At 72.1% G+C, this 22,051-nt stretch carries 14 protein-coding genes and 1 pseudogene; 11 read left to right on the forward strand and 4 right to left on the reverse strand.

The features are described 5' to 3' along the window. Positions 1-4 precede the first annotated feature (4 nt). The 11 genes and pseudogenes from uxaC to DMB66_RS31535 all read left to right on the forward strand — a co-directional run bounded on the left by uxaC (position 5) and on the right by DMB66_RS31535 (position 17,695). On the forward strand, positions 5-1,408 hold the full coding sequence (uxaC, locus tag DMB66_RS31485; protein WP_125807751.1) for a glucuronate isomerase: 1,404 nt from the start codon (positions 5-7) through the stop codon (positions 1,406-1,408). After that, positions 1,405-2,706 carry an enolase C-terminal domain-like protein gene (locus DMB66_RS31490; protein WP_125807752.1) on the forward strand — a complete coding sequence of 434 codons (1,302 nt, stop codon included), beginning with the start codon at positions 1,405-1,407 and terminating at the stop codon, positions 2,704-2,706. The genes uxaC and DMB66_RS31490 overlap by 4 nt, the downstream gene beginning before the upstream one ends. Continuing rightward, positions 2,697-4,187: a mannitol dehydrogenase family protein gene (locus DMB66_RS31495; RefSeq protein WP_125807753.1), complete on the forward strand. Its 1,491-nt coding sequence runs from the start codon at positions 2,697-2,699 to the stop codon at positions 4,185-4,187. Before DMB66_RS31490 ends, DMB66_RS31495 begins: the two co-directional genes overlap by 10 nt. Positions 4,188-4,326: 139 nt before the next feature. After that, positions 4,327-5,475, forward strand: a complete 1,149-nt coding sequence (locus DMB66_RS31500) for a Gfo/Idh/MocA family protein (RefSeq protein WP_125807754.1) — start codon at positions 4,327-4,329, stop codon at positions 5,473-5,475. Between the two features lie 101 nt (positions 5,476-5,576). Next, positions 5,577-5,984, forward strand: a pseudogene (locus tag DMB66_RS31505) (YbjN domain-containing protein); the annotation flags it as partial. 78 nt (positions 5,985-6,062) lie between these two features. Further along, complete coding sequence (locus DMB66_RS31510; protein ID WP_125807756.1) at positions 6,063-9,281, forward strand: NACHT domain-containing NTPase; 3,219 nt, start codon at positions 6,063-6,065, stop codon at positions 9,279-9,281. Positions 9,282-9,410: 129 nt separating this feature from the next. Further along, positions 9,411-10,994 carry an ABC transporter ATP-binding protein gene (locus tag DMB66_RS31515; RefSeq protein ID WP_125807788.1) on the forward strand — a complete coding sequence of 528 codons (1,584 nt, stop codon included), beginning with the start codon at positions 9,411-9,413 and terminating at the stop codon, positions 10,992-10,994. A gap of 37 nt (positions 10,995-11,031) precedes the next feature. Continuing rightward, positions 11,032-12,741, forward strand: coding sequence for an ABC transporter ATP-binding protein (locus DMB66_RS31520; RefSeq protein WP_125807757.1), 1,710 nt, complete (start codon positions 11,032-11,034; stop codon positions 12,739-12,741). 24 nt (positions 12,742-12,765) lie between these two features. Further along, the gene (locus tag DMB66_RS31525) at positions 12,766-13,302 is read left to right on the forward strand and encodes a GNAT family N-acetyltransferase (RefSeq protein ID WP_125807758.1); all 537 of its coding nucleotides are present in this window, start codon (positions 12,766-12,768) and stop codon (positions 13,300-13,302) included. Positions 13,303-13,538: 236 nt separating this feature from the next. After that, positions 13,539-17,312: a tetratricopeptide repeat protein gene (locus DMB66_RS31530; protein WP_125807759.1), complete on the forward strand. Its 3,774-nt coding sequence runs from the start codon at positions 13,539-13,541 to the stop codon at positions 17,310-17,312. Further along, entirely contained in the window at positions 17,309-17,695 is a 387-nt protein-coding gene (locus tag DMB66_RS31535; protein WP_125807760.1) for a hypothetical protein, read from the forward strand. Before DMB66_RS31530 ends, DMB66_RS31535 begins: the two co-directional genes overlap by 4 nt. A gap of 835 nt (positions 17,696-18,530) precedes the next feature. Here DMB66_RS31535 and DMB66_RS31540 read toward each other — a convergent pair. The 4 genes from DMB66_RS31540 to lpdA form a co-directional block, all read right to left on the reverse strand. Next, positions 18,531-19,325, reverse strand: a complete 795-nt coding sequence (locus DMB66_RS31540) for a PmoA family protein (protein ID WP_125807761.1) — start codon at positions 19,323-19,325, stop codon at positions 18,531-18,533. A 14-nt stretch (positions 19,326-19,339) separates the two neighbouring features. After that, entirely contained in the window at positions 19,340-19,909 is a 570-nt protein-coding gene (locus DMB66_RS31545; RefSeq protein WP_125807762.1) for a TetR/AcrR family transcriptional regulator, read from the reverse strand. Continuing rightward, positions 19,893-20,549, reverse strand: coding sequence for a hypothetical protein (locus DMB66_RS31550; RefSeq protein ID WP_125807763.1), 657 nt, complete (start codon positions 20,547-20,549; stop codon positions 19,893-19,895). Before DMB66_RS31550 ends, DMB66_RS31545 begins: the two co-directional genes overlap by 17 nt. Before the next feature lie 93 nt (positions 20,550-20,642). Beyond that, entirely contained in the window at positions 20,643-22,043 is a 1,401-nt protein-coding gene (lpdA, locus tag DMB66_RS31555) for a dihydrolipoyl dehydrogenase (RefSeq protein WP_125807764.1), read from the reverse strand. Positions 22,044-22,051: the final 8 nt, after the last annotated feature.

Here is a 22,051-nt window from a genome sequence, read left to right on the forward strand (position 1 = left end):
ATCCATGTCCGACCTGTTGTTTGCGGCCGAACCCCGGCAGCGCGACATCGCCCGTGAGCTCTACGCGCTCGTCCGGGACCTGCCACTGATCTCGCCGCACGGCCACGTCGACCCCGGCCTGCTCGCCGACGACGAGCCGTTCCCGGACCCGGCGCGGCTGATCATCGTCCCCGACCACTACGTCACCCGGATGCTGCTCAGCCAGGGCATCCCGCTCGCCCGGCTCGGCGTGCCGAGCCGCACCGACGCCCCGGTGGAGACCGACCCGCGGACGATCTGGCGGCTGCTCGCGCAGAACTGGCACCTGTTCCGCGGCACCCCGTCGCGGCTCTGGCTGGAACGCACGTTCGCGAACGTCTTCGGGGTCACCACCCGGTTCGGGCCGGAGACCGGCGACGCCGTCTACGACGAGATAGCCGCGCGGCTAGCCGAGCCCGCGTTCCGGCCCCGGGCGCTGTTCGAGCGGTTCGGCATCGAGGTGCTGGCCACCACCGAGTCGCCGCTGGACGAGCTGACCCGGCACGCGAAGCTCGAAGCCGACGGCTGGGGCGGCCCGGGCGGCCGGGTGATCACCACCTTCCGCCCGGACGACGTGGTGGACATGGAGTTCGAGGGCTGGGCCGGCCGGATCGCCCGGCTCGGCGAGCTGACCGGCGAGGACACCACCACCTACCGCGGCTACCTGGCCGCGATGTGGTCGCGGCGGCAGGCGTTCAAGGCCGCCGGCGCGACGTCCTCCGACCACGGGCACCCGACCGCCCGTACCGTGCAGCTCACCACCGCCGAGGCCGCCCGCCTGTACGAGCGCGGCCTGCGCGGCGGGGCCTCGGCGGCCGACGCCGAGGAGTTCCGCTCGCACATGCTGGTGGAGTTCGCCCGGATGTCGATCGAGGACGGGCTGGTCATGCAGCTGCATCCCGGCGCCGTGCGCAACCACAACAAGAGCCTGCACACCGTGCACGGGCGTGACGTCGGCGGCGACATCCCGCAGGCGACGGACTTCGTGCACGCCCTGGCGCCGCTGCTCGACGCGTACGGCAACGACCCCCGGCTGCGGGTGGTGCTCTTCACCCTGGACGAGGACACCTTCACCCGCGAGCTGGCCCCGCTGGCCGGCGGCTACGCCGCGCTCTACCTCGGCGCGCCGTGGTGGTTCCTGGACTCGCCCGACGGGCTGCGCCGGTTCCGCGACGCGGTCACCGAGACCGCCGGCTTCTACAACACCGCCGGCTTCACCGACGACACCCGGGCCTTCTGCTCGATCCCGGTACGGCACGAGGTGGCCCGGCGGTCCGACGCGGCGTACCTGGCCCGGCTGGTCGCCGAGGAGCGCCTGCCGCTCGACGAGGCCGCCGAGACCATCGCCGACCTGGCCTACCACCTGCCGAAGAAGGTGTTCCGGCTGTGACCAGGATCGTCGCGGTCGACGTGCACGACGTGCGGTTCCCGACCGCGGCGAGTGGCGACGGCTCCGACGCGATCAACCGCGGCGACTACTCGGCCACGTACGTGGAGCTGCGCACCGACGGGCCGCACGTCGGCGCCGGCTTCGCCTTCACCAACGGCCGGGGCAACGAGGTGACCTGCGCCGCCGTGCGCGCCCTGAGCGACCAGGTGATCGGGCGGACGCTGATCGGACTGGCCGAGGACCCGGCCGGGTGGGCCCGGACCCTGACCGCGGACCCGCAGCTGCGCTGGCTCGGCCCGGAGAAGGGCGTCATCGCCATGGCGGCCGGTGCCCTGATCAACGCGGTGTGGGACCTGCGGGCCAAGGCCGCCGGCGTGCCGCTGTGGCAACTGCTCGCGGAGATGTCCACCGACGAGCTCGTCGCCTGCGTCGACTTCCACCACATCAGCGACGTGCTCACCCCCGCCGAGGCGAGGGAGATCCTCGACCGGGGCCGCCTCGGCATGGCGGACCGCCTCGCCGTGCTGGCCGCCGACGGCTTCCCCGCCTACACGACCTCGGTCGGCTGGCTGGGCTACCCCGACGACAAGGTGCGCAGCCTGGCCCGGGAGGCATACGCCCAGGGCTGGCGGGCGATGAAGATGAAGGTCGGCGGCGACCTCGACGACGACCTCCGGCGGGCCCGGATCATCCGCGAGGTGCTCGGCCCGCACGGGTGGCTGATGATGGACGCCAACCAGGTCTGGGACGTGGACGAGGCGATCGCCGCGATGAGGCGGCTCATCGAGGTGGACCCGTACTGGATCGAGGAACCGACGCACCCCGACGACGTGCTCGGCCATGCCCGGATCCGGCGCGTGATCAACCGGCTCCCCGGCGCGAGATGCCGGGTGGCGACCGGTGAGGTCGCCGCCAACCGGGTCATCTTCAAGCAGCTGCTGCAGGCCGAGGCGATCGGGGTCATGCAGGTCGACGCCTGCCGGGTCGCCGGCGTCAACGAGGTCCTGGCGGAACTGCTGCTGGCGGCCAAGTTCCGGATGCCGGTCTGCCCGCACGCGGGCGGCGTCGGGCTCGGCGAGCTGGTCCAGCACCTGGCGATCTTCGACTACCTGCGGGTGGGCGCGGCCCTGGATGGAAGGATGATCGAGTACGTGGACCACCTGCACGAGCACTTCGAGGATCCGGTACGCGTGCGCGGCGGCCATTACCTGGTGCCTGACCAGCCCGGCTACAGCGCCACCATGCGCCCGGCGTCCATCGCCGAGTTCGCCTTCCCCGACGGCCCGGCATGGCGCTGACCACTACGCCGCTGCTCGGGCTCGCCGCCCTGGGCCGGCTCCCCGAGCAGTGCCGTCCGCTGATCCGCCCCGGTGACGTCGCGGCCGGCATCGTGCACATCGGACTCGGCGCCTTCCACCGGGCGCACCAGGCCGTCTACACCGAGGAGGCGATCGCCGCCGCCGGCGGCGACTGGGGCATCGTCGGCGTGGCGCCCCGGTCCGCGTCGATCATCGCCGACCTGGCCGCCCAGGACCGGCTGTTCAGCGTGACCACGATGTCCGGCGCGAGCGCCGGCACCCGGGTGGTCGGCGCGCTGGCCGGGCTCCGGCATGCCGCCGCCGACCCGGGTGCCGTGGTGGCGTTGCTGGCCGACCCGGCCGTCCGGGTGGTGACGCTGACGGTGACCGAGAAGGGCTACCGGCTCGATCCGGCGACCGGCCGGCTCGCCGTCGACGCCGAGCTGCTGGCCGACCTGACCACCGCCCGCCCGCCGGCCACCGTCCCCGGCCTGCTGGTCCGCGGTCTGCTCGCCCGCTACCGCGCCGATTCCGGCCCGCTCGCGGTGGTGAGCTGCGACAACCTGCCCTCGAACGGGCGCCGGCTGCACGGCCTGGTGGACCAGGCCCGGGTGCTGGTGCCCGGGGCCACCGGGGCCTTCGGCGACTGGCTGCGCGACAGCGTCACCTTCCCCGGCACCATGGTCGACCGCATCGTGCCGGCGAGCACGCCGGAGAGCCTGGCGCGGGCGGCGTCCGCGCTCGGCGCGCGGGACCTGTCCGGGGTGCACGGTGAGCCGTACCGGCATTGGGTGATCGAGGACCGCTTCCCCGGCGGGCGGCCCGCCTGGGAGCTCGCCGGCGCGGTGCTGACCGGCGACGCCGGCCCCTGGGAACGGCTGAAGCTGCGCACGCTCAACGGCGTGCACTCGGCGATCGCCTATCTCGGGGCGGTGGCCGGGCGCGAGACCATCGCGGCGGCGCTGGAGATTCCCGGGATGCGCGCGGCGATGGCCCGCTTCGTCGCCGAGGACGTGGCCGGCAGCCTGCGGCCGCCCCCCGGCGTCTCGGTGGTCGGCTACGGTGACTTGGTGCTCGACCGCTTCGCCGACCCGGCCATCGCGCACCGCACCCGGCAGGTGGCGATGGACGGCACGCAGAAGCTGCCGCAGCGGGTGCTGCACACCATTGTGGACCGGCGCGCGGCCGGCGCGTCGCCGCGCTGGGCGGCGCTCGTGGTCGCGGCCTGGATGCGGTATGCGCAGGGCGTCGCGGACGACGGCCGGGTGCTGCCGCTCGACGACCCGCTGGCGGGCGAGATCCGCGAGCGCCTGGCAGCGGCGGGCCCGGCCCCGGCGCGCGTGGCCGAGGCGCTGTTCGGCCTCGACGCGGTGTTCCCGGCCGCGCTGGCCGCCGACGACACGGTCCGGGCGCTGGTCGTCGACTGGCTGACCGAACTGGACAGACACGGCGTCGAGGCGACCCTGGCGGGTGCGGCATGACGGCGGCGGCCGGGCGCGGCCGGCGAGACTTCGGGTGGTGCGGCATGACGGCGGCGGCCGGGCGCGGCCGGCGAGACTTCGGACGGTGTGGCGGGTCGGTGGCGGTTGGGCGCGGCCGGCGAGACTTCGGGGGTGTGGCATGACGGCGAGGGTGGCACTGATCGGCGCGAACGGGCACGGCCGGTCGCACCGGCGGCGGATCGCCGAGCTGGAGCGCGCGGGGCCGGTGCGCCTGGTGGCGCTGGCCGACGTACAGCCGATCGACCCGGACCCGCCGGTCCCGCCCGGTGCGGCGGTCTTCACCGACTACCGCGAGTTGCTCGCGCTGGCCGCCCCCGACGTGGTGGTGATCTGCACGCCGCCGCACACGCACCTGCGGATCGCCCTGGACGCCCTGGCGGCCGGCTGCGACGTGCTGCTGGAGAAGCCGCCGGTGCCGACGCTCGCGGAGCACGCGACGCTGCAGGCGGCGGTGCTCTCCTCGGGCCGGGCCTGCCAGGTCGGCTTCCAGGCGCTCGGCTCGCTGGCGGCGCGGACCCTGTTCGAGGCGGTGAGCGCCGGCCGGCTCGGCCCGCTCGACAGCGTGGCGACGGTCGCGTCCTGGCGGCGCGACGACGCCTACTATGCCCGCGCGCCGTGGTCGGGCCGGCGGCTCGTCGACGGCCGGCCGGTGCTGGACGGGGCGCTGGTCAACCCGCTGGCGCACGCGGTGATGCAGAGCCTCGCGGTGGCCGAGGTGGCCGGCGCGGGGGAGCCGGTGCTGCTGGAGGCCGAGCGGTACCGCACCCGCGACATCGAGGTGGACGACACGGCGTTCGCCCGGATCACCTTCGCGGGCGGGCTGCGGATGATGGCGGCCGTGACGCTGGCCGGGGAGGACTTCATCGCGGGCGAGGTGATCGTGACCGGATCCGCGGGGCGGGGAGTGCTCGAATACCCGACCGACAAGCTGGACCTGCCCGGGATCGCCGGCCCGCCGGGCCGCGTCGATCTGCTGGAGAACCTGGTGGCGCACCGGCGCGACCGGACGGTCGCGCTGGTCGTGCCGCTGGCCCGGACGGCCGGCTTCACGGCCGTGGTGCAGGCCCTGACCGGGCCGGGCGCGGCCCCGCCGGCGCTGATCGACGAGCCGTTCGTGGAGCCGGTGGGTGCGGGGCCGGAGCGGGTACAGGTGATTCCGGGCATCAACGCCGTGCTGCGCGAGGCGGCCGAGACGCTGAAGCTGCCGTCGGAGTCGGGGGTGGCGTGGGCAGTGCCGGCGCGACCGGTGCGGGTGCCGACCGCCTGACGGCGGCTCTCCACGTCGAGAGGGGAGGGATGGCTGTGGATCAGCCAGAGTTCAACAGATTCAGGATCCGCGGTGGCCTGGATGATGATCACCGCGGCCGCGTGACGCTGACCCGGATCGGCGGCGCCCTCGACACCCTGGACATCGGGTATCTGGCCGACGGCGCGGGCAACCTGCTGGCGGTCTGGGAGCGGCACGCGATGCTGTTCACCGTGGAGGGGCCGGAGGACGAGATCCTGGTCATGCGGGCCCGATCGCACGCGGCGGTGCCCGCTGAGTGGGCGGACCGGGCCTATCGGACGGTCAACGAGTGGAACCACTCCCGCAGGTTCTGCAAGGCCTACGTCGGCGATCCCACGCAGGGCGGGCAGCTTCCCCTCTACGGGGAGCTGCAGGTGCCGCTGGCAGCCGGCGTCCACGAGGCGCTCCTGGTCGAGTTGCTGGACTGCGGGGCCGCGATAGCCACCTCCTTCGTGGACTGGCTGCACGGCGAGGGGGGTCTGCTGTAGCGGTCCATTCCGTAAAGGAGTGCCGACCCGGATACTGACGGTAGTCAGTGCGTGGCGGCGCCGGAGGCGGGTGGATCGATGGAACGTGCGTGGCGGACGGTGCTGGGCCTGCTGGTCGTCGTCGCGGCTCCCCTGATCGCCGTCTGGAGCAGCCTCCTCAAGGAACGGCCGGGCCTGGCCCTGCTGCTGGCGTTCGCCTGGCTGGCCGTCGTCGTGGCCTGCTGGTTGTTCTGGAAGGTGGCGGCCGAGTCCGTCAACCGCTACCTCGGCGTGTGGGCGACGTCCTTCGACCGGTTCATGGATCAGCACCTGTCCCGGTACGGCAAGGTGTACGGCCAGTGGGTGATGGACTCCCGCCGGTTCCTGGACGCCAAGGGCCTCGCCACGGTGGGGACGTTCAGCCCGGAGATGGACGAGGTCTTCGTCGACGTCGGGCTCACCGCCCGGGCTCCCCGCCAGGTGCCGCCGGACCTGCTCGGCACCACCCCGGTCGACACCGGCCGCCGGCGGTCCATCTGGGACTTCCTGCACCAGGACGCCCCCGTCGTGCTCGCGGCGATCGGCGCGCCGGGCAGCGGAAAGACGACCCTGCTCAACCACGTGGCCCGGCTCACCGCGCGCACCGCCCCGGAGCGCCGCCGGCCCATCCCCGTTCTCCTGCAGCTGCGTGATCACGCCAAGGCTGTCGCAGCCGATGCGGGGATCTCGCTGCCCGAGCTGATCCGCCAGGCGCTTCCCCGCCTCGCGGTCGCCGAGCCGGCGGGCTGGTGGGAGAGCAGGCTCACCCGCGGCAAGTGTGTCGTGCTGCTGGACGGCCTGGACGAGGTGGCGAACGCGGCCCAGCGCCACGACATCGTGGCCTGGGTCAATCAGCAGATCGCCGTCTACCCCCGCAACGACTTCGTCGTGACGTCCCGTCCGCACGGATACCGGGACGCGTTCGTGGAGTCGGCGACCACCCTGCAGGTCCTGTCCTTCACGCCGGACCAGGTGCGCCGCTTTCTGCACGGCTGGTACCTGGCGGTCGAGCGCCGGGCGACGGGCACCACCGGCCGCGAGGTGGAGATGCTCGCGCGGGAGGCCGCCGACGATCTGCTCGACCGGCTGGCCGCCTCGCCCGCCCTGTACGACCTGACGATCAACCCGCTGCTGCTGACGATGATCGCCAACGTGCACCGGTTCCGGCGGTCCCTGCCGAACAGCCGCGCCGACCTCTACGGCGAGGTGTGCCAGGTGATGCTCTGGCGGCGTCAGGAGGCCAAGCGGCTGGACCTGAATCTGCCCGGGGCCAGCAAGGAGCGGCTGCTCGCGTGGCTGGCGTACGAGATGATGCGGTCCGGCACCCGCGACATGAGCCGCAGGCAGCTGATGGACGGCATCGGGCCTCGCCTCAAGCGGGTCTCCGCGGAGGTCACCCCGGAGGAGTTCATCAACGACGTCGGCTCGAACGGCCTGCTCGTCGAACGGGAACGCGAACTCTATGCCTTCGCCCACCTGACCTTTCAGGAATATCTGGCCGCCCGCTACCTGCAGGAGCACGGCCTGGAGCGGGTGCTGATCGAGGCGGTGGACGACCCCTGGTGGCGGGAGACGACGCTGCTGTACCTGGCCGGTGCCGACGCCGATCCGATCGTCGGAGCCGCGCTGCGATCGGGCACGCCGACCGCGCTGTCGCTCGCCTTCGAGTGTGCCGAGATCGGCGCCGAACTCGCACCCGAGCTCCGGCAGCGCCTCGCCGAGGTGCTGGCGGAGGGATTCGACCAGACGGCGAGCGTGGAGAGCCGGCGACTGGTGGCGGGCGTGCTGGCCAGCCGGTACCTGCGCCGGCTGGTGCCGACGCCGGCCGGCGCGCGGGTATGCCCCGATCCGATCACCGCCGACCTCTACTGGCTGTTTCGGAAGGACACCGGCACGCCACCACCGGACGGCCGCCCGTCGAGCAGGAGGAACTCGCCCGTCCGCGGCGTATGGAGCAGCGACGCGACCGCGTTCGTCCGCTGGATCAACGCCTTGACCAGTGCGAACGGAAACGGCGCCCACCAGGGCGCCGGAATCCTCTATCGGCTTCCCGCCTCGGACGAGCTCGACGTCCTGGCGACCGCCGCCGGCCCGGCCGCGCAGATCCTGCAGTCCCGGGCCAAGCGGGTCTGGAACATGGCGACGGGTGCCGGCACGCCGTCCGTCTGGACGCCGGCCGGGGAGCCACCCGCGAACGTCGTCCCGGCCGATGAGCTCCTCACCGCCGTGGTAGCCGACCTCCGCGGGTCGGGCGTGCTGGCTCAGCTGATGACCGTGACCGCGATCGAGACCGCCGGCCGGCTGGCTCTCACCGGCGCCCCGATCCGCGCCGCGGCCGAGGAACTGGCCCGCGGCATGATGGCGATCCGCTCGGGCCGCGACGCCGGCGGCCTCGAGAACTCGACGGCCCTGGAAGATCTGCGGGGCCACCTCGCCCGGGCGGGCGAGGCTGCCACCCTGCTCAGCCGGGCGCTGGGCGGGCTGCACCGGGCCGGCCCCGAGATCACCGAGCCGATCGAACAGATCCTCGCCCGGCACCCGATCGCGCGCGCCGTGGAACACCTCGAGAAGGCGGCCTCGCTGGGCCGCGACGTCGCCATCGCCCAGGAGTGGAACCGGGACCTGGGGGTGGACAGTGCCCTGCCCGACGCCCGGGCGATTCGCGACCGGGTGCGCCGGTCCCGCCGGCGGCTCAGCGAGCTCGCCGGTGCCGGGCCGGACCCGGCGGCGGCGCGGTCGCCGCTGGAGCAGCGGCTCGGCATGGACGTCGAGCCGCTCACGTTCGTCCGCGAGCACCGCGCCGGCCCGCCGTCGAACGCCGCGCTGGGCATTTGCCTGCGCTTGGCGACCTCGGCCGTGCTGAAGCATCAGGTGCCGGAGGCCGACCGGGACGCGGTGACGCGGTTCGGCGTCGTCCTGCTGCACTTCTCCGCCGCTACCACGCCGGAGCCCATCCCCGTGGACCTCGGCAGACTGGCGGAGACGGTGCGGCAGCTACCGGACAGCGTGGTCCGTGGCTTCTCCTCACCGACCTGGGCGACCGCTGTCCTGCGGATGCTGCTCCAGGCCACCGCGCCGGTCATCGGGCGCCAGGAACCGATGACCGAGACCGCCGCCGCCATCCGGGTGCCGGCGCTGATTCTGGCCGCCGAGGCAGCGCACGCCAGGCAGGACGCGCTGGCGGCCGAGCTGCGCCACCTGGCCGCGGCCACCTGCCTGATGCGGCGCCGCACCGCGGATCCGGGCCTGTTGGAAAGCCTCATCCTGGCCACCGCCTGAACCGGGGTCGGGTGCCGTCCCGCCCGCCGGGGGCGATCGGGCAGCATGGTGTTCGTGGATATTCGGGGACCCGCGCATTACCTCTGGTGGCTCAGTGGACAGTTGAAGGGGCGGGTGCTGCTGGGCGCGATGTTCGGCTCGCTCTGGTTCGCCAGCCTGGCCTTCATGCCGTACCTGCTGTCTCAGGCCATCGACCGGGGCCTCGGCCCGCGCCGGCCGGCGGTGCTGCTCGCCTGGACGGCGGTGGTCCTGCTGGCCGGGGTGGCGAGCGCGGGACTGGGCATCATGCGGCACCGTTCCATGACCAAGCTGCGGCTGGCCGCCGCGCTGCGCACCGCCGACGCGGTGATGACGCACGCGACCCGGCTCGGCGCCGCGCTGCCCCGCCGGGTCACGTCCGGCGAGGTGGTCACCATCGGCATCTCCGACGTGTGGACCATCGGGCGGGCGATGAACGTGGGCGGCATCGGTGCGGCCAGCGTCTTCGCGTACGCGGTGGTGGCCGTCCTGCTGTTCCGCACGTCGCCGCTGCTCGCCGTCGTGGTCCTGGCCGGCGTGCCGGTCCTCGGCCTGGCGGTGGGCCCGTTGCTGATCCGGGTGCAGGCGGCCGGCGCGCGCTACCGCAAGCGCCAGGGCGGCCTCGCCGCCCAGCTCGTCGACGTGATCGACGGGCTGCGGATCCTCAACGGCCTGGGTGGCAAGGCGGGCCACCTGGCGCGCTACACCCGCAACTCCGCCGAGCTGCGCGAGCTGGGCTACCGGGTGGGCCGGGTCAGCAGCTGGGTCGGCGCGCTCGGCGACGGCGTGCCCGGCATCTTCCTCGCGGTGGTGATCTGGCTGGCGGCGCGGCAGGCGGCCGCGGGCGAGCTCACAGCCGGCGAGCTGATCGCGGTGTACGGCTACACGGCCATGCTGGTCATCCCCGTGAGCGTCATGATCTTCTGCGGGTTCGACCTCACCCGCGGGCTGGTGGCGGCCCGGCACGTGGTCACCTTCCTGCGCCTGCCCCCGGACGACGCCGAGGGCGACCCGGCACCGGCCGGCCCCGCGGTCCTGCACGACCCGGCGTCCGGGGTGTCGGCCGAGCCGGGCCGGCTCACCGCGCTCGCCGGGGCCCAGCCGGCCGACGCGGCCGCCGTGCTCGAACGGCTGGGCCGGTACGGCCCGACCGACGCGACCTGGGGCGGCGTGCGGCTCGACGGCATCGCCCGGGACGCCGTCCGGGAGCGGATCCTGCTCGCCGAGCACGAGGCCGACCTGTTCGCCGACCCGCTCCGCGAGGTCGTCGCCGGCCGCGGCACCCCGCGGGACGAGCGGTTCCGCGCGGCGATCGAGGCGGCGGCGGCCCACGACGTCGGCGACGCGGATCACCCGGTGGAATGGGCCGGCCGGAACCTCTCCGGCGGCCAGCGGCAGCGCGTCCGGCTGGCCCGGGCGCTCTACCAGCAGCCGGAGATGCTGCTCGCCGCCGAGCCCACCTCGGCGGTGGACGCGCACACCGAGGCGGCGATCGCCGGGCGGCTCGGCGCGGCCCGCGCGGGCCGCGGCACGGTCCTGGCCACCACGTCACCGGCGCTGCTCGACCGCGCCGACGTGGTGCACTACCTGGTCGACGGGCGGGTCGCGGCCACCGGATCGCACCGGGAGTTGCTCCGCGCCGTCCCGGGCTACGAACGTCTGGTCGCCCGGGTGTTCGGCGAGGACGAGGCGTGAGCTCGCTGTCAGCTCCGCGCCCGGCGACGGTGGCGGCGTGAGCGCCGCGCTGCCGATCGCGGACCGGCGGCTGGTGCTCCGGGCCGCCCTGCGGCTGCTGGCCGCCGACCGCCGCACCGTCGTGGTCATGGTGGCCTTCAACGCCCTCGCCGCGCTGGCCGGCCTGGGCGGTCCGTGGCTGCTCGGCCGGATCATCGACACGGTCACCGGCGGGCACGGCGCCGGCCAGGTGGACCGGCTGGCCGTGGCCGTGCTGGCCTGCGCCGTCGCCCAGCTGCTGCTTTCCCGGTACGCCCTGGCGATCGGCTACCGCTTCGGCGAACGCACCGCCGCCCGGATCCGCGAGGACTTCCTGCGACGGTCGCTGGACCTGCCCGCCGCGGTGGTCGAGCGGGTGCCGGCCGGCGACCTGACCGCCCGCGGTACGACCGATGTGGACGCGGTCGCGACAACCCTGCGCGACGTGCTGCCGGAGATGTTCATCGCGGCTGTGCAGCTGCTGCTGATCATCGGCGCGGTGGTGGTGCTGAATCCCCCGCTCGGTGCGGCGGGCGTGCTCGGCTTCTCCGGCGTCTGGTTCGTCACCCGGTGGTACCTGCGCCGGGCACCGGCGGCGTACCTGTGCGAGGGGGCGGCCAACTCGGTGATGGCCGACGAGCTGTCGGCGACGACGGCGGGCGCCCGTACCATCGAGGCCTTTGACCTGCGCGCGCGCCGCCTGGCCAAGGGCCACGCGGCGATCGCCGAGACCCGCCGCACCCGGATGGCCACCCTGGGCCTGCGGACGGTCTTCTTCCCGCTGGTGGAGATCTCGTACGTGCTGCCGGTGGTGCTGGTGCTCCTGCTCGGCGGCCGGCTCTACTTCACCGGGGCGGTCACCCTCGGCACGGTCGCCGCGGCGGTGCTCTACCTGCGGCAGCTGGTCGGGCCCCTCGACAGCATCATGCTCTGGATCGAGCAGCTGCAGAGCAGCGGAGCCTCGTTCGCCCGCGTCGAGGGACTGGCCGCGGTGCCGGTGGACCAGACCCGCCCGGTGCGGGCGCCCGACGGCGACCGGATCGAGGTGCGCGGGGTGCGCTACGCCTACGAGTCCGGGCCGGACGTCCTGCACGACGTGGAACTGACCGTCCGGCCGGGGGAGCGGCTCGCCGTCGTGGGCCTCTCCGGCGCCGGCAAGTCCACCCTCGCCCGGCTGATCGCCGGGGTGGACCGCCCCGGCGCCGGATCGGTGACCGTGGGCGGGGTGCCCATCGCCGACCTGCCGCCGGACGAACTGCGCCGGCAGGTGGTGCTGGTGACGCAGGAACACCACGTCTTCCGCGAGTCGCTGCGGGAGAACCTCATGGTGGCGGCGCCGGACGAGGTGCTGCGGCGGGCGCTGAAGACCGTCGGCGCCGACTGGGCCGACGACCTCGACGCGGACCTCGGCGAGAATCCGCCGGACGGCGGCCAGGCCCAGCAGCTCGCGCTGGCCCGGGTGATGCTCGCCGACCCGCACACCGTGATCCTCGACGAGGCCACCGCACTCCTGGACCCCACCACCGCCCGCAGCGCGGAACGCGCCCTGGCCGCGGTGCTGCACGACCGCACGGTCATCGCGATCGCGCACCGGCTGCAGACCTCGCACGACGCCGACCGGGTGGCGGTGATGGACGGCGGCCGGATCATCGAACTGGGCAGCCACGACGAGCTGCTCCGGGCCGCGGGGCCGTACGCGGCCCTGTGGCGCTCCTGGCACGGCACGTGATCCGGTCTGGCTAGGCTGCCGGCCATGACCCTCATCGTCCTTGACGCCATGGAGCTGGCTTCCGATCCGGAGCCGGCGGCCCGGTTCGCGGAGTCGGCCCACCGGATCGTGGCGGATCTGGTCAGCGGTGGTGCCGCGCTGGGCTGGGTCGAACCACCCTCGCGGGAGGAGGTGGCGGAACTCGTCGGCCACGTCGTCGCCGCGGCGCGGGCCGGGGACGCGGCCCTGCGCGCGGGCTACCTCGGCGGTCGGCTGGTCGGGTGGGGATACTGGCTCCGCTATGCCCGACCGACCCATCGGCCGCACGCCGACCTGGAGAAGCTCGCGGTAGATGCGGCTGTCCACGGTCGGGGCGTCGGTCGGGCGCTGACCGCCGCCTTGATCGCTGACGCCCGGGAGGCGGGTATCGAGGTGCTCACGTTGGACGCCCGGGGCGACAACACCAATGCCCTGCGGCTCTACCGGTCGCTGGGCTTCACCGAGTACGGCCGTCTGCCCGGCTTCGTCGCCGTCGGGGAGCGCCGCTACGACAAGGTCTGCTGTCTGCTGGACCTGCGCTGATCAGGCCTCGGTCCATAGCCGACCGGCTCCCAGTGTGTCAGTTCATCACTCGAACCGGTGACCTTCATGGAGGGCCGTCGTTCGGGGTGTAGCCGGAGTGAATCGTCGGCTCGGTGGGTTGTGGCGGGTGGCGTGGTGCAGCAGGGTGACGGGGTGTCGATTGCTCTTCAACGCGTAGTGGTCTTGGGTCCTTCGGCGACGGTCGGCCGTGCAGAGCCGGTCGGCCGGTGCGGTCGATGACGGATCGGTTGTTGATCGATCTGGCCGACGACGGCCAGGTCACCGTGTCGGTGCTCGGCGATGTCGCGGGTGGCCTACCGGAGCCCGCTGTGCCGTTTCCGCTGGCCTGGTCGTGGGAGGTCGCTGATGCGGAGGAGTTGCGCTGGTATCTGGAGGATTATCTGCGGGCCCCGTATGGGGTGTATCAGGATCGTGGTGAGCGGACAGCGCAACAGCTGACGGAGTGGGGTCGGGCCGCGTTCACGGCGGTGTTCGACGGCTCTCGCGCAGCCCGGGACGCCTACGTGCGACTGCGTGATCGAAACGGCACTGTCGAAGTCGTGGTGCGTTCGGCGGCGGCGCGACTGCTGGGCCTGCCGTGGGAACTACTGACCGATCCAGCTCGGCCGACACCCCTGGCTCTGGATGGGGTGCGGATCCGGCGGGCGCTACCTACTGCGGATCTGGCGGGCACGTTCACCGTCGGTGGTGAGCGGTTGCGGGTGTTGATGGTGATCTCGCGGCCGGCTGGTGACCGTGACGTGGGGTATCGGATGGTGGCCCGGCCGCTGATGCACCGCCTGGAGGCGGTTCGCGGTGACGTCGACCTTGTCGTGTTGCGTCCACCGACGTTGGACCGGTTGCGGGAGGTGCTGGCTGAGGCGCGGGCGGCCGGGCAGGCGTTTCAGGTGGTGCACTTCGATGGTCACGGTGCGTTCACCGACCGCCGCACCCCGGTGGCCTCGGGTGTGCCGGTGACGTTGCAGGGGTCGGCGTCGCAGGGGGTGCTGGTGTTCGAGAAGCCTGGTGGTGGTGCGGATCGGGTGCCCGCTGACCGGGTGGCGGCGGTGCTGGCTGAGGCGCGGGTGCCGGTGGTGGTCCTGAATGCTTGCCAGTCCGGGGCGTTGGGCCGTGATGTTGAGGCGGCGGTCGCGACACGGCTGTTGCAGCAGGGCGCTGCCGCCGTGGTCGCGATGGCGTTCAGTGTGTATGCGGTGGCGGCGGCGGAGTTCATGACGGCGTTCTACGAGCGGTTGTTCGCCGGTGGGCAGGTCGCTGACGCGGTGAGCTCTGGTCGGTCGCGGTTGGCTGAGCGCAATACCCGGCCCAGCCCGAAGGGGTTGTTGCCGTTGCAGGACTGGCTCGTCCCGGTGCTGTATGCGCGTCAGGATGTCAGCTTCCCTCACCTGCACCGCCTGCCCGCTACCACCACAGCGTCTTTGGGGCAGATCCTTGACGATGTCCGCCAGCAGCCCGACACCGGCCAGCAAGGCGATCCGCTGGCCGCTATCGGGGGGTTCGTGGGCCGGGATGGGCTTTTCTACGACCTCGAAGTCGCCACCCGCCTCCAGAAGATTGTGCTCCTGCATGGTCCGGGTGGGACCGGTAAGACCGAGCTGGTCAAGGCGTTCGGGCGGTGGTGGCGCGACACCGGCGGGGTCGACAACCCGGACTGGGTCATCTGGCATTCCTTCGAGCCGGGTGTGGCCTCCTTCGGCCTTCCCGGCGTCCTCGCCGCCATCGGGCTGCAGGTGTTCGGCCCACCGTTCGCCCAGCTCGACGAGACCGAGCGGCGGGGCGCGGTGTTGCGTTTGATGGCCGAGTACCGGTTGTTGCTGATCTGGGACAACTTCGAGTCCGTGCACTCCATGCCCGACCGAACCGGCGCCACCCCACCGCTGGACGAGACCGGGCGCCGGCAGATGACCGAGTTCCTGGCCGCTGCCGCGACCGGGGCGAGCGCGATTCTGATCACCAGCCGCAGCACGGAGAAATGGCTGGGTGACATCCGCCGGATTGAGGTCACCGGGCTGGGTCGGGAGGAGGCCGATGAATACACCGATGCCCTGCTCGAGCCCTATCCACGGGCGACCGCACGTCGTCGTGAGGCGGCGTTCGCCGATCTCATGACCTGGCTGGCCGGGCACCCGCTGAGCATGCGCCTGGTTCTGCCGCACCTGGACACCACCGACCCCGCCACCATCCTGGCCGAGCTGCGGGCCACCGGCGGGCACCTGCTCGGCGATGACAGCCAGGGCCGGATGGCGTCGTTGGCCGGCAGCATCGCCTACTCCTACCAACACCTCACCGCCGACGAACAACAGGCCTTTGTGGTGCTGGGCCTGTTCCACGGCGCCGCCGACGCCGACGTCCTCGGCCACCTCTCCACCGTGGCCACCACCCCGGACCAGTTCCGAAGCCGCAGTGCCGCAGACTGGGTCGCGCTGTTGGATCGGGCCACCGACCTCGGACTGGTCACCTCCCTCGGCGCCGGCATGTACACCATCCACCCGGCCCTACCGGCCTACCTCGCCACCCGGTGGCAACAGCAACAATCGGACTACCTCAAACATCGAGCCGCTACCGAGTCCGCCCTCCTGGACGCCTACGCCGCCTTCGCCGGATGGCTGTACCAGCAGATCACCGGCGGCGACGCCGGGCTCGCGTTCGCGGTCATCCGCGTGCAACGGCACACGTTGGGAGCGATGCTCGGCTACGCCCTGCACGCCGAACGCCACACCAACGCGGCGGCCATCGCCGAGGTGTTGACGAGTTACTGGAACACCCTAGGCCTGGATCAAGAGGCTCGCGGGTGGACCGACCGCGTCCAGCACGCCACCGAAGCCCCCGGCACCCCGCCGCCCCTGGACACCCCCGCCGGGCAGCTTTGGCTTCTCATGGTCGGCGCACACGCCAACCGCCAAGCCGCCGCGCACCAACTCGAGGCTGCCGAACGCACCTATCGCGACATCCTCGCCATGCTCAACGCCCAGCCCGACACCAACACGCGATTCAGCGACCTTGCCACCACCTATCACCAACTCGGCATCGTCGCCCAACGAGGAGGGGATCTCGACACCGCCGAACAGCAGTACCAGCAATCCCTCACCATCAAAGAACAACGCGGCGACCGACCCGGCGTAGCCGCCAGCTATCACCACCTCGGCTGGGTCGCCCAGCTGCGGGGGGACCTGGACACCGCCGAACAGCGGTACCAGCAATCCGTCGCCATCAGCGAACAACGCGGCGACCGAACCGGCATAGCCTTCAGCTATCACCACCTCGGCTGGGTCGCCCAGCTGCGGGGGGACCTGGACACCGCCGAACAGCGGTACCAGCAATCCCTCGCCATCAAAGAAGAACTCGGCAACCGACCCGGTATGGCCACCAGCTACCACCAACTTGGCAGGGTTGCCGAAGAGCGGGGGGACCTCGACTCGGCTGAGCAGTGGTACCAGCAATCCCTCGCCATCGCAGAGGAACTCGGTAATCGACCCGACATGACCATGAGCTACCACCAGCTCGGCGTGGTCGCCCAGCTGCGCGGGGATCTCGACTCGGCTGAGCAGTGGTACCAGCAATCCCTCGCCATCGCAGAGGAACTCGGTAATCGACCCGACATGGCCATCAGCTGCCACCAGCTCGGCACGGTTGCCCAGCTGCGCGGGGATCTCGACTCGGCTGAGCAGTGGTACCAGCAATCCCTCGCCATCGAGGTGGAACTTGGCAATCGACCCGGCATAGCCCTCACCTACGGGCAGCTCGGACTCCTCGCCGAAGCCCGCGGAACACCTGCGGCTGCCCTGGAATGGACCATTCGCTGCGTCACCCTGTTCCCGGAATTCCCCCACCCGGTCACCGGCTCCGCACCGCATCACCTCGCCCGGCTCACCGCCGACCTCGGCTGGAGCACCCTGCGCCAGGTGTGGCAGCAGGTCACCGGCCAGGAACCGCCCCCGGCGGTCATCGAGCACATCCGCACCCTCCAGAGCGAAGGACCCGCCACGTGACCGAACCCATCGCCACCGTCGCCCGCACTACCGCCCACCAGCTCACCGACCGCTACGGGCCGCACCTCGCCGGCGACGTCGAAGCCGCCCTGCACCAGACCGACGGACGACCCGAGCAGTACCTCGACCCGGTAGCGATCGGCGGCCTGATCGTCTCCGTCGCCACCCTGGCCTGGACGATCTACAAAGACCTCACCAAGACCACACCCGAACCCGCACCCCACGTCATCACCCGCACCATCCGCCTGCAACTCCCCGCCAGCACCGACATCAACCCCGCCGACCGCGACCGCATCATCGACGCCGTCGTCACCGAAACCCTCCACACCGCCCAGCAGACACCGAAGCAACCCGACACCAAAACCGAGCAAGAACAGCGTTAAGCGACTCGTCGGGATTGCCTCCCGCCGCTTGCGCCCCTGACGGTCTCTCCATGCGGGAACCATGTTCACTTCATGGGCACCCTCCCGCATATCGAGCACCACTTCCGCATTCTGAGCAGCCGGTCCCACACTCCGGCTCCCAACCTCGCAAACAGCCCATACCTCCGCCGTCCGACGAGACCTTGGGTCCGGAGCGCACCGCATCGCACCAAGATCTGAGCAGCCGCCCGGCCCCCGCCCGCGACAAGATCCACTGACCAGGCTGCCCGCGAACCAGACCCCCACCCGCCAAGATTTGAGCAGTTGCCCGGCAACGCCCAGGCGGTCCCCGAACCAGACACCCGCCCGCCCGCGACTCCATTCCGGACAGAGCCTCCGCACACGCGCTCAGATGCGGCCGCAGCAGCCAGCCCACCGCTCCGACCGGCACACCGCCTCCATGTCGCACCTGCCGCGGGAGGAGTCCTCGGTGCCAGCCTCGGCCGGTCAGGGTTGTCCCAGAAGACCTGCCCAGCAAGGCAGCGGCCCAGGAAGGGCCCGTGACGGCCGGGGGCCTCAGGGGACCGTGACGGCGCACATGGGGCTGAGGACGCGTAGCGATCACAAAAGTCCGCCGCGCGGCCGGTGGCCGGGTTCGCCCTCATCGAGGCCGACAGTTCGCCGGGCTGCCGGTGGCCGGGTTCGCCCTCATCGAGGCCGACAGTCCGCCGCGCTGCCGGTGGCAGCTTCGCCCTCATCGATGCCGACGCTGGCCCGAGGCGATCGACATCGCGTCCCTGACGCCCTGCGCTGTCGCGCGCGGCGGGTGGAGGTCTGGCCGGTCCAGGAGTGGCTGTCAGGCGGTGATCTGGTCGCGGGTCAGTTCGCCGTCGGCGACCAGCACGGTCAGGTTTCGTTCCAGTGGCGCTTCGGGCGTCACCACGACCGTCTTCTCGAAGGCCAGCGCCGCGCACACACCGTTGTAACCGCCCGCTCCGGTGCGGACGAACCAGCGGTCGTCGCCGCTCAGGCCTCTGAAGACCAGGGTGTACGGGCCCGGGCCGGTGAGCGCCACCCACGGCTCGTCGCTGCCGTTGACCTCGTCCTCGCCGTCTCGGGATGCCGTGAAGGTTCGGGTCGGGCCGGGGGTGGCACGCCAGAAGAAGCCGCCGTAGCCCGCGCCGTCCGGGCGGCCGTTTGTCGCCGGGCTGCCCAGTGTGACCTTCTCGGCCGCACTCAGGGCGTACGAGAAGGAGAGCTCCCAGCCCAGCGGCACCGCCCGGGCCGCCACCGCCCGGGTTTCGGTCAGCAGGGTCTCGCCCCGCGGGCTCAGCCAGAGCAGTCGTTCGCCGAAGCCGTCCGCCGGGCGGGCCAGCCATTCGGCGTGGGTGATCCGGCCGTGGTCGTCCAGCCAGGTGTAGCCCTGGTCGCGGACGTAGGTCCTGCCGCCCCACAGGTTGGCGCCGTTGACGTCCTGCATCGCGACCGACACGCCCAGGTGCCAGGTGTGGTCCTCGGGCAGGAGGTCGGTCACCGGCACGCCGGCGAGCGTGCGCACCGGGTGCAGGTAGGGCCGGGGGCCGTTCAGGATGTCGATCTCGGGCTCGGCGACGTATTCGGCGACGTCGACATCTCCCACTACCAGGCGCATGCCGGGACGGTACCTCAGGCCGGGAAGAGCAGATCCAGGTGGGCGTCCAGGGCCTGCAGCGCCCGCTCTCCGGTGAATTGGCCGCCGAGCAGATAGATGCCGAGGCCCTCCATCAGGGCCAGCACCCCGGCCGCGGCGCCCACCGGATCCGGCACGCTGAGCAGGCTCGCGACGAAGTCGACCAACTGCGCGGTGGTGCCGTGCAGCTCGGCCGCCGCGGCCGGCCGGACCGCGGTGTACGCCAGGAAGGCGAGCGCCACCCGGCCGTTGTCGCGGCTCTGGTCGTCGAGCGGCAGCAGCGCCACGATCATCGTGCGCAGCAGCAGGCGCGGCGGCGGGGCGTCGCCCAGGCTCGTGACCGCCTCGGTGACCCGGACCTCGCTGCGCTCGCGGACCACGGTCAGCGCGAAGGCCATCATCTCGTCGCGCGTGCGGAAGTAGTGCTGCACCATCCCGGCGGAGACGCCCGCCCGCGCCGCCACGTGGCGCAGGCTGACCGATTCCAGGCCCTGCTCCGCGGCCACCCGCATCAGGGCGTCGGCGATGAGCCGGCGCCGCTCCTCGGCGTCAACTTTCTTGGGCATGGCGCATGATCGCATGGTCCGCGGCGGCCGCACGGCGGCAGGCCCGGACGAAGCCGTCGGGGTCGTCGGCGTAGAGCCGGAGCTCCTCGGCGGGCTCGGACGGGCCCTTGGGCAGGCCGACGCTGACCGGGCGGCGGAGCCGGACGTCCACGCTGGTCTGGCCGCCGGTCACGATGTTCAGCACCGTGCGGTCGCCGTCCTGCTCGACCTGCACCGACTTGCTCGACGGCAGGGATCGGTAGGCCTTGCTCACGGTGTCGACGTCCGCCCAGTCGACGGTGAAGTCGATGGTGGAACCCGCCCGCACCCGCAGGCCGGCGGCGCCGACCACGTGCGGATTGATCTTCAGGCTGGCGAACAGGCCGATCATCCACAGCAGGCCCCAGACGCCGAGCCCGAGCGCGATCCAGCGGGCCGGCTCCCACGGCACGACATTCCGGATGATCAGGTCGAAGATCGGGAGCTCGACCGCGGAGAGGCCGATGAAGACGCCGAGGATGGGCTTGACCACGCCGAGATAGCTGAAGACCTCGTCGCCGGGGGCGGTGGTCAGCGGCTTGCGGCGGAGCCAGACGAACATGCTGCGCCACATCGCGGCTTCCATGACGGCCACTCGGCGGAGGATCGGGATCACCTGCATGATCCCACGGTAGCCGTTTCGCAATACGACTGCAATGTATAAGCGCGGGAAGAGAGGCCGGTCACCGGCGGGCGGTGACCGGCCTGCGGCGCGTCAGAGGTTGATCATGTGGCCGGTGAGGCCGTGGAACGCCTCCTGCAGCGCCTCGCTCAGCGTCGGGTGGGTGTGCACGTTGCGGGCCAGTTCGTTCGCCGTCAGGTCCCACTTCTGGGCCAGGGTCAGCTCCGGCAGCAGCTCGGAGACGTCGGGGCCGATCAGGTGGCCGCCCAGCAGCTCGTTGTACTTCGCGTCGGCGACCAGCTTCACGAAGCCCGTCGGCTCCGCCAGGCCGTGCGCCTTGCCGTTCGCCGTGAAGGGGAAGGTCGAGACCTTCACGTCGTAGCCCTCGTCGCGGGCCTGCTGCTCGGTCAGGCCGAAGCTCGCCACCTGCGGCTGGCAGAACGTCGCCCGCGGCATCATCCGGTAGTCGCCGAGCGTCATCGTCTCCGCGCCGCCGATCGTCTCCGCGGCCACCACGCCCTGCGCCTCCGCCACGTGGGCCAGCTGCAGCTTCGAGGTCACGTCGCCGATCGCGTACAGGTGGGGGATGTTCGTCCGCATGTGGTCGTCGATCTCGATCGCGCCGCGATCGGTCAGCTTGACCCCGGTGTTCTCCAGGCCGTAGCCCTCGACGCGGGGGGCGAAGCCCACCGACATCAGCACCCGCTCGGCCTCGATGGTCTCGCTCTTGCCGTTCTTCGCCGTGTAGGTGACCACGACCGACGAGCCCTTGTCGGTGACCGTCTCGACCTTGGCCGAGGTCAGGATCGGGATGCCGAGCTTGCGGTACTGCTTGGTGATCTCCTTGGAGACGTCCGCGTCCTCGTTCGGCAGGGCGCGGTCGAGGTATTCGACGATGGTGACGTCCACGCCGTAGTTCTTCAGGACGTAGCCGAACTCCATGCCGATCGCGCCGGCGCCGACGATGACGATCGAGGACGGCAGGTCGCGGTCCATGATCTGGGTCTCGTACGTGACCACGTTGTCGCTCAGCTCGACGCCCGGCAGCAGGCGCACCGTCGAGCCGGTCGCGATGATCGCGTTGTCGAACGTCAGCGTCTCGGTGCCGCCCGAGCTCAGCGCGACGTCGAGGGTGTTGGCGTCCCGGAACGAGCCCCGGCCGTCGTACTCGGTGATCTTGTTCTTCTTCATCAGGTAGTGCACGCCCTTGACGCGGCCGTCGGCGACCGTGCGGCTGCGGTCGAAGGCCACGCCGAAGTCGAAGCTCACGTCGCCGCTGATGCCGAAGGTCTTCGCCTGGGTGTGGAAGATGTGCGCCAGCTCGGCGTTGCGCAGCAGCGCCTTCGACGGGATGCAGCCCACGTTGAGGCAGACGCCGCCCCAGTATTTCTCCTCGACCACCGCGGTCCGCAGACCGAGCTGGGCGGCGCGGATCGCGGCGACATAGCCGCCGGGACCCGCGCCGAGGACGATCAGGTCGTAGTGCTCGCTCATGGGACAAG

The organism is Actinoplanes sp. ATCC 53533, from assembly GCF_003947245.1.